Annotated in this window: 17 protein-coding genes; 11 read left to right on the top strand and 6 right to left on the bottom strand. The window is 68.0% G+C overall.

Annotated features, from left to right (window positions below; translation table 11 throughout):
• Positions 1 to 19: 19 nt before the first annotated feature.
• Complete coding sequence (locus A5784_RS31365; RefSeq protein WP_232006325.1) at positions 20 to 1702, top strand: phosphoenolpyruvate--protein phosphotransferase; 1683 nt, start codon at positions 20 to 22, stop codon at positions 1700 to 1702.
• Between the two features lie 72 nt (positions 1703 to 1774).
• Positions 1775 to 2749 (top strand): pirin family protein, encoded by a 975-nt coding sequence (locus A5784_RS31370; RefSeq protein WP_064948769.1) that lies wholly within the window; start codon positions 1775 to 1777, stop codon positions 2747 to 2749.
• A gap of 4 nt (positions 2750 to 2753) precedes the next feature.
• On the opposite strand, the gene A5784_RS31375 is transcribed toward A5784_RS31370, so the two are convergent.
• Both A5784_RS31375 and A5784_RS31380 read right to left on the bottom strand, forming a co-directional pair.
• Positions 2754 to 4895 (bottom strand): FUSC family protein, encoded by a 2142-nt coding sequence (locus tag A5784_RS31375; RefSeq protein WP_064948770.1) that lies wholly within the window; start codon positions 4893 to 4895, stop codon positions 2754 to 2756.
• A gap of 11 nt (positions 4896 to 4906) precedes the next feature.
• On the bottom strand, positions 4907 to 5482 hold the full coding sequence (locus A5784_RS31380) for a TetR/AcrR family transcriptional regulator (protein WP_064948771.1): 576 nt from the start codon (positions 5480 to 5482) through the stop codon (positions 4907 to 4909).
• A gap of 125 nt (positions 5483 to 5607) precedes the next feature.
• On the opposite strand from A5784_RS31380, the gene A5784_RS31385 reads away from it, so the two are divergent.
• Both A5784_RS31385 and A5784_RS31390 read left to right on the top strand, forming a co-directional pair.
• A complete protein-coding gene (locus tag A5784_RS31385; protein WP_064948772.1) occupies positions 5608 to 6243 on the top strand; it encodes a TetR/AcrR family transcriptional regulator in 636 nt (211 codons plus the stop codon).
• A gap of 60 nt (positions 6244 to 6303) precedes the next feature.
• Positions 6304 to 7239, top strand: coding sequence for a class I SAM-dependent methyltransferase (locus tag A5784_RS31390; protein WP_064948773.1), 936 nt, complete (start codon positions 6304 to 6306; stop codon positions 7237 to 7239).
• A gap of 59 nt (positions 7240 to 7298) precedes the next feature.
• On the opposite strand, the gene A5784_RS31395 is transcribed toward A5784_RS31390, so the two are convergent.
• Positions 7299 to 7466 carry a hypothetical protein gene (locus A5784_RS31395; protein WP_156750889.1) on the bottom strand — a complete coding sequence of 56 codons (168 nt, stop codon included), beginning with the start codon at positions 7464 to 7466 and terminating at the stop codon, positions 7299 to 7301.
• 240 nt (positions 7467 to 7706) lie between these two features.
• Between A5784_RS31395 and A5784_RS31400 the strand changes: the two genes are divergently transcribed.
• Genes A5784_RS31400 through A5784_RS31425 form a run of 6 tightly spaced genes read left to right on the top strand, consistent with a single transcriptional unit; the run spans position 7707 to position 11986 of the window.
• Positions 7707 to 8570, top strand: coding sequence for an SDR family oxidoreductase (locus A5784_RS31400; protein WP_064948775.1), 864 nt, complete (start codon positions 7707 to 7709; stop codon positions 8568 to 8570).
• Positions 8571 to 8575: 5 nt separating this feature from the next.
• A complete protein-coding gene (locus tag A5784_RS31405; RefSeq protein ID WP_064948776.1) occupies positions 8576 to 9547 on the top strand; it encodes an NADPH:quinone oxidoreductase family protein in 972 nt (323 codons plus the stop codon).
• Positions 9544 to 10239, top strand: a complete 696-nt coding sequence (locus A5784_RS31410; protein ID WP_064948777.1) for a haloacid dehalogenase type II — start codon at positions 9544 to 9546, stop codon at positions 10237 to 10239. Before A5784_RS31405 ends, A5784_RS31410 begins: the two co-directional genes overlap by 4 nt.
• A gap of 9 nt (positions 10240 to 10248) precedes the next feature.
• Positions 10249 to 10968, top strand: coding sequence for a methyltransferase domain-containing protein (locus tag A5784_RS31415; protein ID WP_064948778.1), 720 nt, complete (start codon positions 10249 to 10251; stop codon positions 10966 to 10968).
• Positions 10965 to 11450 (top strand): DUF456 domain-containing protein, encoded by a 486-nt coding sequence (locus A5784_RS31420; protein ID WP_064948779.1) that lies wholly within the window; start codon positions 10965 to 10967, stop codon positions 11448 to 11450. The genes A5784_RS31415 and A5784_RS31420 overlap by 4 nt, the downstream gene beginning before the upstream one ends.
• Positions 11447 to 11986: a YceI family protein gene (locus A5784_RS31425; protein ID WP_232006326.1), complete on the top strand. Its 540-nt coding sequence runs from the start codon at positions 11447 to 11449 to the stop codon at positions 11984 to 11986. Before A5784_RS31420 ends, A5784_RS31425 begins: the two co-directional genes overlap by 4 nt.
• Before the next feature lie 10 nt (positions 11987 to 11996).
• Here the strand turns inward: A5784_RS31425 and A5784_RS38625 are convergent, their stop codons facing one another.
• Positions 11997 to 12134, bottom strand: coding sequence for an Rv1535 domain-containing protein (locus A5784_RS38625; RefSeq protein ID WP_156750890.1), 138 nt, complete (start codon positions 12132 to 12134; stop codon positions 11997 to 11999).
• Positions 12135 to 12197: 63 nt separating this feature from the next.
• Here A5784_RS38625 and A5784_RS31430 point away from each other — a divergent pair, with 63 nt between their 5' ends.
• Positions 12198 to 12458: a hypothetical protein gene (locus tag A5784_RS31430; protein WP_064948781.1), complete on the top strand. Its 261-nt coding sequence runs from the start codon at positions 12198 to 12200 to the stop codon at positions 12456 to 12458.
• Between the two features lie 7 nt (positions 12459 to 12465).
• Here A5784_RS31430 and A5784_RS31435 read toward each other — a convergent pair whose 3' ends face one another.
• Positions 12466 to 13263, bottom strand: a complete 798-nt coding sequence (locus tag A5784_RS31435; protein WP_064948836.1) for a tyrosine-protein phosphatase — start codon at positions 13261 to 13263, stop codon at positions 12466 to 12468.
• On the bottom strand, positions 13260 to 14501 hold the full coding sequence (locus tag A5784_RS31440; RefSeq protein ID WP_197514947.1) for an acyl-CoA dehydrogenase family protein: 1242 nt from the start codon (positions 14499 to 14501) through the stop codon (positions 13260 to 13262). The genes A5784_RS31435 and A5784_RS31440 overlap by 4 nt, the downstream gene beginning before the upstream one ends.
• Positions 14502 to 14534 lie beyond the last annotated feature (33 nt).

Here is a 14534-nt window from a genome sequence, read left to right on the forward strand (position 1 = left end):
TTCTAGTAATCTGTCTCACATGAGCACTTCATCTCCGGTTACTTCACACGTCGTCCTGCGCGGAGTCCCTGTGGTGGGAGGCGTGCAGTGTGCACCCGTGATCCGCCCGGGCCGGCTGCCCGTCGTCGACGCTCCCGCGGGTGATGTCGAGGAGTCGGCACGGGCAGCGGAAGCCACGCGCTTCAGTACGGCGGCGGCGACCGTCGCCAACCGCTTGCGTGACCGGGCGGGGCGCGCCACCGGCGCGGCCTCCGAGGTGCTGGCTGCCACCGCCACGCTGGCCCAGGACCGGGCTTGGTTGGGCGCTGCCGAGAAACGCATTGCCGGCGGTGCACCTGCGGTGCGCGCGGTCGGCGAGGCCGTCGACCAGTTCGTCGCTCTCTTCACCCAGCTGGGCGGATTGATGGCCGAGCGGGTGACCGACCTGCGCGATATCCGCGACCGCGTGATCGCCGAACTGTCCGGCCTGCCTGAGCCCGGGGTGCCGCTGCCGGATGTGCCGTCGATTCTGTGCGCCGAGGACCTCGCCCCCGCGGACACCGCGGGCCTCGACCCGTCGTTGGTGATCGGCCTGGCCACGACATTGGGCGGTCCCACCAGCCACACCGCGATCATCGCCCGCCAGCTGGGTATCCCGTGTGTCGTCGCGGTCGAGGGGCTCGATGACGTCGCCGCAGGCGCCACGGTCCTGCTCGACGGAACCACCGGCACTCTCACCGTCGACCCCGATCCGCTCGAGGCGGCAACCGCCGTCACCGCCGCGCAACACGCGGCCGAACAGGCCCGGCAATGGACCGGCCCGGGGGCCACTGCCGACGGCCATGCCGTTGCGGTCCTGGCCAATGTGCAGGACGGGGCCGCGGCTCGGGCGGCGCGGCAGACCCCTGCCGAGGGGGTGGGGCTGTTCCGCACCGAGTTGTGCTTCCTCAACCGGGACACCGAACCGTCTGTCGCCGAGCAAGCCAAGATCTACGGCGAGGTGCTCGACGCGTTCGGTGGTCATAAGGTCGTGATCCGCACGCTCGACGCCGGTTCGGACAAGCCACTGAAATTCGCGGGCCATCCCGACGAGGCCAACCCGGCGCTCGGCGTGCGCGGCATCCGGATCGCCGAGGGCAATCCCGGGCTGCTGCACCGGCAGCTGGAGGCCATCGCCGCAGCCGGCACCGCGACCGGCAATCAGCCGTGGGTGATGGCGCCCATGATCGCCACGGCAGCCGAGGCCAGGAGCTTCGCCGACGCCGCCCGCTCTTACGGCCTGACCCCGGGCGTGATGATCGAGGTGCCCGCAGCGGCGCTGCTGGCCGACAAGATCCTCGAGCACGTCGACTTCCTGTCGATCGGCACCAACGACCTGGCGCAGTACACGATGGCCGCCGATCGGATGTCGGCTGACCTGGCGACCTTGACCGATCCCTGGCAGCCCGCCGTGCTGGCGCTGGTGGCCATGGCGGTACGGGGCGGCGCGGCTGTCGGTAAGCCGGTGGGCGTGTGCGGCGAAGCGGCGGCCGATCCGCTGCTGGCTTGCGTGCTGGTGGGTCTCGGGGTGACGTCACTGTCGGCGGCGTCGGCGGCGATTCCGGCGGTCGGCGCGAAGCTCGCCCAGGCCAGCTTGCAGCAGTGCCGCGAGGCGGCCGATGCGGTGTTGGGGACGGCGACCGCGACCGAGGCGCGGGCTGCCGCGTTGACCCTCCTGCAGTAAGCGGGCAGTGGGGAATAATCGGACCGCAGTCCGGTTATAGGGGTATCAGCTCAGATACCCCAGGAGGTACAGATGCCAGCCATCACCGCCGACACCCTGACCCTGCCGCGCATCGCGGCACCCAAGGCGTCGGACACCGAACGCCCCGTTCGGTCCATCACCACCGGCCCGCGCGGCTACGAGGGCGAAGGATTCCCCGTGGTGCGCGCATTCGCCGGTGTCAGTGCCGCCGACCTCGACCCGTTCGTCCACATGGACCAGATGGGTGAGGTGGAGTACCGGCCGGGTGAGCCCCGTGGCACCGACTGGCACCCGCACCGCGGCTTCGAAACTGTCACCTACATGATCGACGGCCGGTTCGCCCACCAGGATTCCCATGGTGGCGGCGGGCTGATCACCGACGGCGCCACTCAATGGATGACGGCAGGGTCCGGCATCCTGCACATCGAGACCCCGCCGGCCGAGCTCGTCGAGAGCGGCGGCACGTTCCACGGCATCCAGCTGTGGGTGAACCTGCCCCGCAAGGACAAGTTCGCGACACCGAAATACCAGGCGATCGAGGGCAACGAAGCCAAGCTGCTGTCGTCGCAGGACGGTGGTTCGCTCGTGCGCATCATCGCCGGTGAGATCGACGGAGCTCAGGGCCCTGGAGCGACGCACACGCCCATCACCATGGCGCACGCCACGGTCGAACCGGGTGCTCAGCTCAACCTGCCCTGGAACCGCGATTTCAACGCCCTGGTCTACGTGCTCAGCGGACGCGGCAGCGTCGGCCCGGTCGCACACCCGATCCACCAGGGACAACTGGCGGTCTTCGGACCCGGTGACCGCATCACGGTGGCCGCCGAGGGCACCCAGGATTCGAACCGGCCCGCGCTGGAGATCCTGCTGCTGGGTGGCCGGCCGATCCGGGAACCGGTGTTCCACTACGGTCCGTTCGTGATGAACTCCAAGGCCGAGTTGATCCAGGCGCTGGAGGACTACCAGTCCGGCAAGTTCGGACAGATCCCGGCGGACGCGCTGATGCCGCACCGGCCGTTCAACTGACGCGTTACCGCATGGTCTCGGCGGGCTGCGGATACAGCAGTTCCAGCTCGCCGAGGTTGGCGGCCACCGCCACCAGCGGCAGCGCGGCCGAGACCGCGAGATCGTCACCGGTGGACTCGGCCCGCAGACATCGCACCAGGCTGTCGCTGATCGGGATCAGTGCCCGGGTGTCGCCCCCGACCAGCCGTGCACAGATCGCCTGCGCATGCACCTCCAGTACGTCCCGCGTCCGCTGATAGGCACCCAGCGGCGGCGGGACGACATCGGCGATCAACTCGGCGGCCGCGCGAACCCGAATCGCCCGGTTGGCAGCCTTCACCACGGGAGCGCGCAGGTCCGACGGGCCGCCGTTCTCCGAAAGATAATGGCGCACAGAGTCGTCCAGAACGCGCGTCGCGCGTAGCCCGTCGTAGCTGAGGGCGTTCACGCGGTCGTCGGCCTCCTCGGACGCGCCCCGCGTGGCGCGCAACACCGCGGCGCGCAAGAATTTCGCCCCGACCACCCGGGCATCGTTGATCGCTTTCGACACCGACGCCGACGCGCCTCGCGGCCACAGCAGCAACGACACCACGATGCCGACGGACGCGCCGACCACGACATCCTCGACGCGGAGCAGGCCTACCCGCCAACCGGTCGGCACGATCAGGTTGAAGTTGATCAGCACCATCATGGTGAAAGCTGCCTGACCAGCCGTGAACGACATGACGCCCGGCACATACGCCGAGCCGAACGCGACCACCGGCAGCAGTGCCCACAGCACCACCGGATCGACCCCGACCAGTTTGATCAGGATCGCGCCGAGCACGAAACCCACTGCCGTGCCCGCCACTGCCCGCAGCACTCGCGTCCCGGTGGCCAGTGCGCTGCTGCGCAGCACTGACATGGCGCCGAGTACCACCCAGAACCCATGCTGCACGGGGAACACATGCGTGACCCAGACTGCCAGCGCCAGGCCGAGGCCGGTGCGCACGCTGTTGCGCAGCACCACCGCCCGGGTGGCCAGAAATCCCCTGGCGATGGCCGCGACCGCGACGGTCTCCGGCATCACCCAGTCGGCGGCGCCCGTCTTCGGCAGCCGCATACCCAGCACTCGGGCCCACACCGGCCGAGCGTCGGCCAATGCGGCGTTGCCGATGATCCGCCCGGTCACCGCGATGGTGGCCGAGGTGGTGCGCCGCACGAGCAGCGTTCGCCCGATGTCGACGGCGGTCTCGTCGTCGGGCGCGTCGAGCACCGCGACGATGTCGTCGCGGTAGGTGCCCTGGGCGACCGTCCGCTGTTCGGCCAGTGCTGCGTGCAGGTCCTCGCCATGGGCCGCCCGCTTGCCCACATCGCGGATGCGCAGCACCGCCGCACTGTCGCGCAGCACCCGCACCGCCGTATCGCGCATCGGGCCGAGCAGGTCCCCGGTATCGCCGGTGACCTGGTCGGTCAGCCAGCCCAGATCGTCGACCACCCGCACCAGGGCCCGACTGCCCGCGGTCAGCGCCACCGGCCGATAGTCGGCGCCGAGGAAATTCGCGTACAGCGCGTTCATCGCGCGGGTGACGTCGCGGCCCGACGCGGTGCCCTCCAGCCGGTCGGCGAGCAGCCGGCACACCTGCGCGGCGTTGCGACGCAACTCGTCGTGATGCCGCGGTGGAAACAGGAACAAGGCCGCGGGCACGCAGACCACCAGCGCGATCAGCCAGCCCAGCAGCCGGTCGGGGATCGGGCCGACGGGCGTGCACAGCGGTAGCACGAACATCAGCAGCGTGGCGCGCTGACCGGCCGCGACGATTTCGCTGAGCACCCCGGAGAACGACACCACCGCGCCGATGACGAACATCGCGGCCACGCTCAGCCAGGGATGTGGCGCCAGCAGTGTGCCGAGGACGATCAGCACGGCGCCGTTGAACGCGAGGCCGCAGTAGGCCAGCGCGCGGGCTGCCCGGTTGCCGGGGAAGTCGGCGGTGATCAGCAGGGAGACGGCGCCGAAGATCGCGAACAGCGGGGTCTGCGAGCCGGGGCCGACGGTGAAGCCGATGGCCGCCGCGATGGGGATCATGATGGCCGCCCGGATCGCCCGGCGCAGCGCGTCGCGTTCGGGGTCGCGGTCACGGATCCGATCTACTGCCCGGTGCCAGAGCTCAACCGGGTTCAGCATGACTGCCGATGCTAGCCGGGTTGACCGATTTCAGGTGCCGGAGTGAACCGGCCAGATTCCAGAGAATCCCGCAGTTGATCGGTAATCCATTGCAGGGCTTCGGTATTGCGCGGCAGGGTGCTCTGCTCATAACCGACGATGAGGTACACGCCCCACGCGGCGAAGTGCCGGGCAGTGGCTTCGTCGCCGATGATCTCCCGGGCCGATTCGTAGATGACGTCGAAGCGCAGCTGATCCACGACAGCCTGCACGGTATAGACGTCGGGATCCAGCGAACTCCACACGCGGATCGCGGCCTCGGCGCCGTGCGGCAGTGCCAGCGCCTCGGCGATGAGGGTGTCGATCCGCCGGTGCGGGTCGGGATCGGCTCGCACGGCCTCCACCACCCGCAGCGTGCGGGCCTGGCGCCAGTGGGCGATCAGCTCCCGGGTGTACGCCGCCCAGTTGGGAAAGTAGTGATAGAAGGACCCGGTGGTGACGCCGAGCCGATTGCACACCTCGGCGAGTTTCAGGCCGCCGTAACCCTGATCGGACAGCACGTCCAATCCCGTGTCGAAGTACGACTCTCGGGAAACGACGCCAGCCATCCAGGCCACGATAGTTCGTCAGTCAACCTATATCGGCCCTGATATTTTGCTGAGAATGTCGCCGATGACGTCGCGACGGCAGGTGTTGCGACAAGTGCCGGGTGTGTTGTGGCACACTTTGTCGTGTGGCGCATACCGCGAGCCGGGGACCAGGCCGTCCCCCCGCAGCTAAGGCTGCGGAGACCCGTGAGCGCATCTTGCATGCTGCGCGCGAGGTGTTCAGCGAACTCGGATATGACGCTGCCACTTTCCAGGCAATAGCCATCCGGGCGGATCTCACCCGCCCCGCGATCAACCATTACTTCGGCAGCAAAAGCGTGCTGTACCGCGAGGTGGTCGAGCAGACCAATGCGTCGGTGATTGCCGCGGGAATTGCCAAGGCCAACGAGTCGTCCACCTTGCTCGGTCGCCTGTCGGCCTTTTTCGCCGCTGCCATGGACGCCGACTCGAGCGACCGATCCACGGCCGCGTTCCTGGTCACCTCAGTGTTGGAGGCTCAGCGCCACCCCGATCTGGTGTCGGATGAGCACGACGCGCTCAAGAGCTCGCGGGCGTTCGTGTCCTGGGCGGTCAACGACGCTGTCGAGCGCGGCGAGTTGAGCGGTGACACCGATATTCCGGCGATCGTGGAGATGCTGATCGCAGTGATGTGGGGCATGGGTTTCTACGCCGGATACGTCGGCAATGCCGACGAACTCGGGGTCATCGTGGACAAGTTCGAGCTGCTGATGGCCAACAAACTCTGGCAGTTGCGCGACTGATGCGTGAGCTGGCACACGCCAGCCGATAGCTTGCCTAACTTGCTGAGTAGCATCGGACAGATGAGCTCACTGCGCAGTCACGACGACACCTGGGACATCGCCACCAGCGTCGGTACCACGGCCGTCATGGTGGCCGCCGCCCGCGCCGCGGAAACCGAGCGCGAGGACCCGCTGATCACCGACCCGTACGCCCGGCTGCTGGTCACCGGCGCCGGTACCGGCATCTGGGAAACCTTGTTGGACAAGGACTTTGCCACCAAGATCGAATCGGCCGACGCTGAGGCAGCGGCCATCTTCGAGCACATGGGCAACTACCAGGCGGTGCGCACGCACTTCTTCGACGCATACTTCGCCGACGCGGTGCAGGCCGGTATCCGTCAGGTCGTCATCCTGGCATCGGGTCTGGATTCCCGGGCCTACCGGCTGGAGTGGCCGGAAGGCACCACGGTGTACGAGATCGATCAGCCCAAGGTGCTGGAGTACAAGGCCGCCACGCTGACCGAGCATGGCGTGCAGCCGACCGCCGAGCGCCACGAGGTCCCGATGGACCTGCGCTTCGACTGGCCGAAGGCGTTGCGGGAGGCTGGTTTTGATGCGGAGAAGCCGACGGCGTGGCTGGCCGAGGGTCTGTTGATGTACCTGCCCGCCGATGCTCAGGACCGGCTCTTCGAGCAGATCACCGAACTGTCGGCGCCGGGCAGTCGCATCGCGGCCGAGACCGCCGGGCACACGGCAGCCGAGCGCCGCGAGGAGATGCGGGAGCGCTTCGCGCGGTTCGCGGCCCAGTTCAATCTGGAGCAGGCCCTCGACATCCAGAACCTGGTTTACGAGGACCCCGACCGCGCCGATGTGACGCAGTGGCTCAACGAGCACGGCTGGCAGGCGCACGGTGTGCACTCCCTCGCGGAGATGCGCCGGCTGAACCGCTCCGTCGACTTGCAGCACCCTCACGACGACGACGCCTTCGCGACCTTCGTCACGGCGCAACGGATTTAGCAGCAGCGCAACAAAAGCGGGGCACCGGATGTTCTCCGGTGCCCCGCTTGAGTTGTCTGTCAGCGGCTCTGGTGAACCGAGGTGTCGACCTGCGGCACGTTCACGTGCTGGCCGATCTGGTTGAGCCAATCCTGGTGGTCCACCCCGGCCGATGCCGGCCCAGCCAGGCCCAAGACGGCGGCGGCGAATCCGCTTGCGACGATGGCGGTGAATCCGAACTTCTTCATTTCTCTTGCCTCTTCTTTGTTCTGTTGCTTTCCTGACTGGTTCAACTTGCGGCCTGCGGTGTTCATTCCGGTAAAACCCCGCGGAACGCCGTGACAGTGCTCACTACGCCGGCGCAGCGCGTGCCTTCGGCTGACCCGGTGCATGGCCGACGATCTCGCCGCCGTATACAGAGAAGGACGCCCGACAGTGGTGATTGCTGACGGGCCCGAGCTGAGCCCCTTTAAGCGAGAGGAACCCTCATGGCAGGAGTGCAGGATCGCGTTGTTGTCGTCACCGGTGCCGGCGGTGGTCTGGGCCGTGAATACGCCCTGACGCTCGCCCGCGAGGGCGCCAGCGTCGTTGTCAACGACCTGGGCGGTGCCCGCGACGGCACCGGCGCCGGCCACAACATGGCCGACGAGGTCGTCAACGAGATCAAGGCCGCGGGCGGACGCGCCGTCGCCAACTATGACAGCGTCGCCGAGTCCGAGGGCGCCGAGAACATCATCAAGACCGCCCTCGACGAGTTCGGCAAGGTCGACGGCGTGGTCAGCAACGCAGGCATCCTGCGCGACGGCACGTTCCACAAGATGACGTTCGAGAACTGGGACGCCGTGCTCAAGGTGCACCTTTACGGTGGATACAACGTCATCCGCGCCGCCTGGCCGCATTTCCGTGAGCAGAGCTTCGGCCGCGTCGTCGTCGCCACCTCCACCAGCGGCCTGTTCGGCAACTTCGGCCAGGCCAACTACGGCGCCGCCAAGCTCGGCCTGGTCGGCCTGATCAACACGCTGGCCCAGGAAGGCGCCAAGTACAACATCAAGACCAACGCGGTCGCGCCCATCGCCGCCACCCGCATGACGCAGGACATCCTGCCGCCCGAGGTGTTCGAGAAGCTCACCCCCGAGTACGTCGCCCCGGTCGTGGCCTACCTCATGACCGAGGAACTGCCCGATACCGACTCCGTCTTCATCGTCGGCGGTGGCAAGGTGCAGCGCACGGCGCTCTTCCAGAACGAGGGCGTCACCTTCACCGAGGTGCCCTCCGTCGATGACATCGCCGCCAAGTGGGGCGAGATCACCGACCTGTCCGCAGCGCAGCAGGCCAGCTTCAAGCTGGGCTAGATCCAGTGAAAGCGCTTGTAGCGCAGGCACTTACCGGTACATCCGGGTTGGCGTACGTCGACGTCCCCGATCCCGTGTCCAACGATGCGGTGATCGTGGACGTCGGCGCCGCAGGCGTCTGCTTCCCGGATCTGCTGTTGCTGCGCGGCGAATACCAGTTGCGGCTGGAGCCGCCGTTCACCCCCGGTATGGAGGTCGCCGGTACCGTGCGGTCGGCGCCGGAAGGGTCGGGTTTCACGGCCGGTCAGCGAGTGTCGGCGATGACGATGCTGGGCGGGTACGCCGAGCAGGTCGCCGTCGCGCCGGCCAGCGTCATCCCCACGCCCGACGGCATCGACGACGGGCAGGCCGCCTCGTTGTTGGGCAACTACTACTCGATGCAGTTCGCGCTGGCTCGCCGCGGCGGGCTGCAAGCAGGCGAGACCGTGCTGGTGCTCGGCTCGGCGGGCGGCATCGGTGTCGCGTCGATCCAGCTCGCAAAGGCCATGGGCGCCAAGGTCATTGCGATGGTGCACCGGTCCGGTGCCGAGGAGTTCGTCACGTCGGTGGGTGCCGATGTGGTGTTGCCGCTGGCCGACGGCTGGCGGCAGGCCGTGCTCGACGCCACTGATGGCCACGGCGTCGACCTGGTCGTCGACCCGATCGGCGGCGAGGCCTTCGACGACGCCATCCGTGTGCTGGCACCCGAGGGCCGGCTGCTGGTGATCGGATTCGCCGCCGGTGGCGGAATCCCGACCGTCAAGGTGAACCGCCTGCTGTTGCGCAACGTCAGCGTGGTCGGGGTGGGCTGGGGCGAATTCCTACGGCGCCACCCGGCGGCCCAGGGGCAGGTCGGAGACGAACTGGCCAAGTTGGTCGCGGCCGGGCTGCGGCCGCCACCGCCCGTGCGCTATCCGTTGTCGGACGGGGCGGCGGCGCTCGACGCCCTGGCCAGTGGCGGGGTGCGGGGCAAGCTGGTGTTGGAGCCACAACGATGAAAGCCCTCGCATTCGACGTGTTCGGGACCGTCGTCGATTGGCGGTCGTCGATCATCGCCGAACTCGCGACCTTTGGTGAACACCATGGGCTGCAGCGGGATTGGCCGGCCTTCGCCGATGCCTGGCGGGCCGGCTACGCCCCGGCGATGGACCGGGTGCGGCGCGGCGAGCTGCCATGGACCCGGATCGACGACCTGCACCGGCAGATCCTGGTTTCGCTGCTGAGCGAGGCCGGGATCGAGGTGGGGGATGACGAGGTCGACCACCTCAACCGGGCCTGGCACCGGCTGAACCCGTGGCCCGATTCGGTGGCCGGGCTGACCAGGCTCAAGGACCGTTTCGTCATCACCACGCTGTCCAACGGGAATCTGTCCCTGCTCACCAACATGGCCAAACATGCCGGGCTGCCCTGGGATTGCGTGATCTCGGCTGAGCTGTTCCGGCACTACAAGCCGGACGCCGAGGCCTATCTGGGCTGCGCCGAACTACTCGACGTGGCACCCGCCGAGCTCACCCTCGTCGCCGCACATCCGTCCGACCTGCGGGCGGCCCGGGCGGCCGGGCTGGGCACGGCCTATGTGGCCCGGCCCCTCGAATACGGGCCGGATCGCGAGGCCCACGTGGTCGAACCGGGCGAGTTCGACGTGTTGGCGACGGATTTTCTCGACCTCGCCGACCAGCTCGGTGCGTAGCGTGGAGCTGTGGACACTGCGTCGAATCAAGCACTGCGCCGCGCACTCGATCTGTTGATCGATCCGCCGGCTGACCCTGACATCAGCAAGGGCTACCTCGATCTGTTGGGCGCGGGCTCGGACGCACCCAAGAACTCGGGGACGATCCAGAAGTGGTGGGCGTCCCCGGTCGGGTCGATGCTCTATGACCGTGCCCAGTTGCTGAACCGGCGGCTGCTGGCGGTGACCCGGCCGCCCGTCGACTGGTTGAACATCCCGTCCGGTGGCGTCGTGCTCGACGTCGGCAGCGGCCCCGGCAACGTCACGGCGGCGTTGGCTCGCGCCGCCGGCCTCGACGGGCTGGCCCTCGGCATCGACATCTCCGAGCCGATGCTGGCCCGGGCGGTGGCCGCCGAAGCGGGCAGGCAAGTCGGCTTCATCCGCGCCGATGCTCAGCGGCTCCCGTTCCGGGATGAATCGTTCGACGCGGTGAATTCGATCGCCGTGCTGCAGTTGATCCCCGATGCCGACGCCGCACTTTCGGAGATGGTGCGGGTGCTGCGGCCGGGCCGCCGGATCGCCGTCATGGTGCCCACCGTCGGCCGCGGCCCGGTGCGCCTGCTGTCGAAGGGCGGCGCGCGGTTCTTCGGTCAGGACGAGATCGGCGACATCTTCGAGGAACTCGGCCTGCTCAGGGTGCGCAGCAAGAGCGTCGGCGCCATTCAGTGGGTGCGCGGCCAGAAGCCGTGAGCACTCTTGGTGTCGTACTGGTCGCTTTAGCCATCGCCGTCGGGCTTGTCGGCATCGTGGTGCCGGTACTGCCGGGCGGATTGCTGGTGTTCGCCGCGATCGCGGTGTGGGCGATCGTCGAGCACACCGCAGTGTCGTGGGTGACGCTCGGGGTCGCTGCGGCGCTGTTCATCACCACCGAGGTGGTGAAGTATCTGTGGCCGGTGCGCCGCATGCGGGCCGCCGACGTCCGGACGTGGAGCCTGGTGGCCGGCGCCGTGCTGGGGATCATCGGATTCTTCGTGATCCCGGTGCTGGGCCTGCTGCTGGGCTTCGTGGCCGGCGTGTACCTGGCAGAGTTGTCGCTGCGGCGGGACGCCCGCCGGGCCTTTGCGTCGACGGTGCATGCGGTCAAGGGGGTGGCCTTGTCGGTCGGTGTGGAGTTGACCGGCGCGCTGCTGGCGACCATCGCGTGGGTGACGGGGTTGGTGTTCAGCAATTGACTGCTCAGCAATGGACACTGGACGCATCCGACGGCGAGTTGCTGCTGCACACGGGCGTCACCGGCAGGGCGGCCCGCATGGGGCACCGGTTGACCATCGCGCTGCGGTCATGGCAAGCGACCGTGGACTGGGACGGCGATCAGCCGTGCGCCGTCGAGCTCACCATCGACCTCGGCTCCCTCGACGTCGTCCACGGTGAAGGCGGGGTGACCCCGCTGTCGGGCGCCGAGAAGGCGGTGGTGCGTACCAACGCGCTGAAGACGTTGCAGGCCAAGCTGTTTCCTCAGGCCACTTTTCGGTCGTCGGCGATCGACCGTGACGGTGACACCCTGCGACTCGTCGGAAGCCTGGAGATCGCCGGGCGCAGCGGGCAGCAGACCGTCGACGTCCACGTGGAGCCGTACGGCGCGGGGCGGCGCATCACGGCTGAGGCGGCGGTGCGGCATTCCGACTTCGGCATCAAGCAGTATTCGATGCTGATGGGCGCGATGAAGGTGGCCGACGAGGTGCAGGTCACGCTCGCCGTAGAACGGTGAACGTCACGGCTCAAGGAGCGGTGGGCGAGTCGTCGATGTGCAGGAGGCCGCAGCGCCACAACATGGCGTACAGCTCACGCAACGGAACCGTCAAGACGCGCGCCACGATGTCGGCCATCGGATCGACCGACATATTGGAGGTTGTCACGCCTGTCACGGTGGGTAATCGAGACGTCGAGTAGTCGAAACCGACGTGACCGAGAGGTGACCAATGCCCGAAAACTCACGACAGGCACAGAGTCACCGCGAAGCGGTGCAAAAGGTCCGCGATGCCCGCGGCTTTGCGCTGACGTTGCCGGTGGTGGGCCGGGTCGCGGTGCCGCCCCCTGAGCAGCTGGCCTTCTACAGCGCACTGGGCCTGCTCGCGGCTGTGGAGATCATCGACTGGCCCGTCGCCGTGTTGCTCGGCGCCGGGCAGGTGCTGATGCGCAACGAACAACGCCGCATCGCTGCGGAAAACCACGAGGCCTAACCCAGGCTCAACCCAGCAGCGTCGTACGCAACCCGGCAAGGTCCGCGTCCGTCACGCCGGCCGCCTTCAGGAAGCCGGACGTCGAACCGTAGGTCTTCTCGAGCGCGCGCCACGCGGCGTCCAGGTACTCCTCGCGTACGCCGAGCACCTCGTCGGTCAGGCGAGCTTCGGCGAATGAGATGACCTCGGCATCGGCTGATCGGGCCCGCACCGACTCGAGGATGCGTCCACGCAGCGCAACGATGGCGTCGTTGCTGCGCAGGAAGTCCGCCATCACGGTGTCGCTCGGTACTCCGACGGCGTTGAGCACGGTCGCCACGGTGAACCCGGTGCGGTCCTTGCCCGCGAAGCAGTGCGCGAGCACGGGCCGGCCTGCGGCCAGCAGCGAGATCACTTGGCGCACAGCGGTATGTGCGCCGGGCAGGGTCGGGAATTCCTCATAGACCTCGACCATGTACCGCTTGGCGGCATCGACGACGTTCTCGTCGCTGGGGGACTCGGCCATCACGCGCTGGAACGTCGATTCGTGCGGCGCTTCCTGATCGGAATCGTCCTGGAAGTGGAACGGCAGCATGTGGACCTCGACGCCGTCGGGCACCAGCCCGGGGCCGCGGCGCTGCACCTCGCGGTAGGACCGCAGGTCGGCGACATCGGTGATGGCCAAGTCGCGGAACCGGTCGCGGCCCGTGTCGGAGAGCGCGCTCAGCTCACTGGACCGGTAGAGCCGGCCGGGTCGGATCCCGGTCGTCTCCGCCACATCTCGGAAGTTCCACGCTCCTGACAGTTCTCCCAGCTCAACGGTCATGCGGACGTCACCGCCGTGCTCGATCGGCCGCACGCCGCAGAAGCGAGCGGGGACTTCTCGCGCCCGAGTTCGGCACGGGCGATGGTGCGCATATGAACCTCGTCGGGCCCGTCGAACAGCCGCATCGCGCGATGCCAGCCGTAGAGCCGAGCCAGCGGGAAGTCGTCGCTGATGCCGGCTGCCCCGTGGACCTGGATGGCCCGGTCGATGACGGTGCAGGCCACCTGCGGGGCCACGGACTTGATCTGGGACACCAGCACGTGGGCAGCTTTGTTGCCGTTCTGGTCGATGGTCCACGCAGCCTTCTCGCACAGCAGCCTGGCCTGGTCGATCTCGTTGCGGGACTTGGCAATCGACTCGCGCACCACACCCTGTTCGGCCAACGGCTTGCCGAACGCGACACGCTTCTGCACCCTGTCGGCCATCAACGCCAGCGCCCGCTCGGCTGCCCCGAGCGCACGCATGCAGTGGTGGATGCGGCCGGGGCCCAGCCGGGCCTGGGCGATGGCGAAACCGCTGCCCTCCTCGTGGAGCAGATTCTCGGCAGGCACTCGCACGTTGTCGAAGACGATCTCGCAGTGCCCGTGCTGGTCCTGCCAGCCGAATACCGGAAGCGACCGCAGGATCTTGACGCCGGGAGTGTCCACCGGCACCAGGATCATCGACTGCTGGGCGTGCGAGGCCGCGTCGGGATTGGTGCGGCCCATCACGATGACGATCTTGCAGCGCGGATCGGCGGCCCCGCTGATCCACCACTTGCGGCCGTTGATGACGTAGTCCGCCCCGTCGCGCAGCATGGTTGTCTCGATGTTGCGGGCGTCCGAGGAGGCCACCGCGGGCTCGGTCATGGCGAATGCGCTGCGGATGTCACCGGCCAACAGCGGCTCGAGCCATTGCTTGCGCTGTGCCTCGGTCGCGAACAGGTGCAGGGTCTCCATGTTGCCGGTGTCGGGCGCCTGGCAATTGATCGCCTCGGGCGCGAGTTCAAGGCTCCACCCCGAGATCTCGGCCAGGGGCGCGTACTCCAGGTTGGTCAGCCCGGACTCCGACGGCAGGAACAGATTCCACAACCCGGCGGCTTTCGCCTTGACCTTGAGCTCCTCGACCACCGGCGGCACGGTGTGGTCCTTGGGGCCCCTCTCCTCGCGATACGCCTCGTAAGACGACTCTGCCGGGAACACATGCTCGGTCATGAAGTCGGTGAGCCGCTTGTGGTAATCAGTCGCCTTGGCCGACATCGCGAAGTCCATGCCAGCCACGATATGACACAT

Source organism: Mycobacterium sp. 852013-50091_SCH5140682, assembly GCF_001665685.1.
GTDB lineage: Bacteria > Actinomycetota > Actinomycetes > Mycobacteriales > Mycobacteriaceae > Mycobacterium.

Coding starts and splice junctions, on each gene's coding strand:
- A5784_RS31365 (WP_232006325.1), top strand. CDS start 20: ATGAGCACTTCATCTCCGGTTACTTCACACGTCGTCCTGCGCGGAGTC.
- A5784_RS31370 (WP_064948769.1), top strand. CDS start 1,775: ATGCCAGCCATCACCGCCGACACCCTGACCCTGCCGCGCATCGCGGCA.
- A5784_RS31375 (WP_064948770.1), bottom strand. CDS start 4,895: ATGCTGAACCCGGTTGAGCTCTGGCACCGGGCAGTAGATCGGATCCGT.
- A5784_RS31380 (WP_064948771.1), bottom strand. CDS start 5,482: ATGGCTGGCGTCGTTTCCCGAGAGTCGTACTTCGACACGGGATTGGAC.
- A5784_RS31390 (WP_064948773.1), top strand. CDS start 6,304: ATGAGCTCACTGCGCAGTCACGACGACACCTGGGACATCGCCACCAGC.
- A5784_RS31395 (WP_156750889.1), bottom strand. CDS start 7,466: ATGAAGAAGTTCGGATTCACCGCCATCGTCGCAAGCGGATTCGCCGCC.
- A5784_RS31400 (WP_064948775.1), top strand. CDS start 7,707: ATGGCAGGAGTGCAGGATCGCGTTGTTGTCGTCACCGGTGCCGGCGGT.
- A5784_RS31410 (WP_064948777.1), top strand. CDS start 9,544: ATGAAAGCCCTCGCATTCGACGTGTTCGGGACCGTCGTCGATTGGCGG.
- A5784_RS31430 (WP_064948781.1), top strand. CDS start 12,198: ATGCCCGAAAACTCACGACAGGCACAGAGTCACCGCGAAGCGGTGCAA.
- A5784_RS31435 (WP_064948836.1), bottom strand. CDS start 13,263: ATGACCGTTGAGCTGGGAGAACTGTCAGGAGCGTGGAACTTCCGAGAT.
- A5784_RS31440 (WP_197514947.1), bottom strand. CDS start 14,501: ATGTCGGCCAAGGCGACTGATTACCACAAGCGGCTCACCGACTTCATG.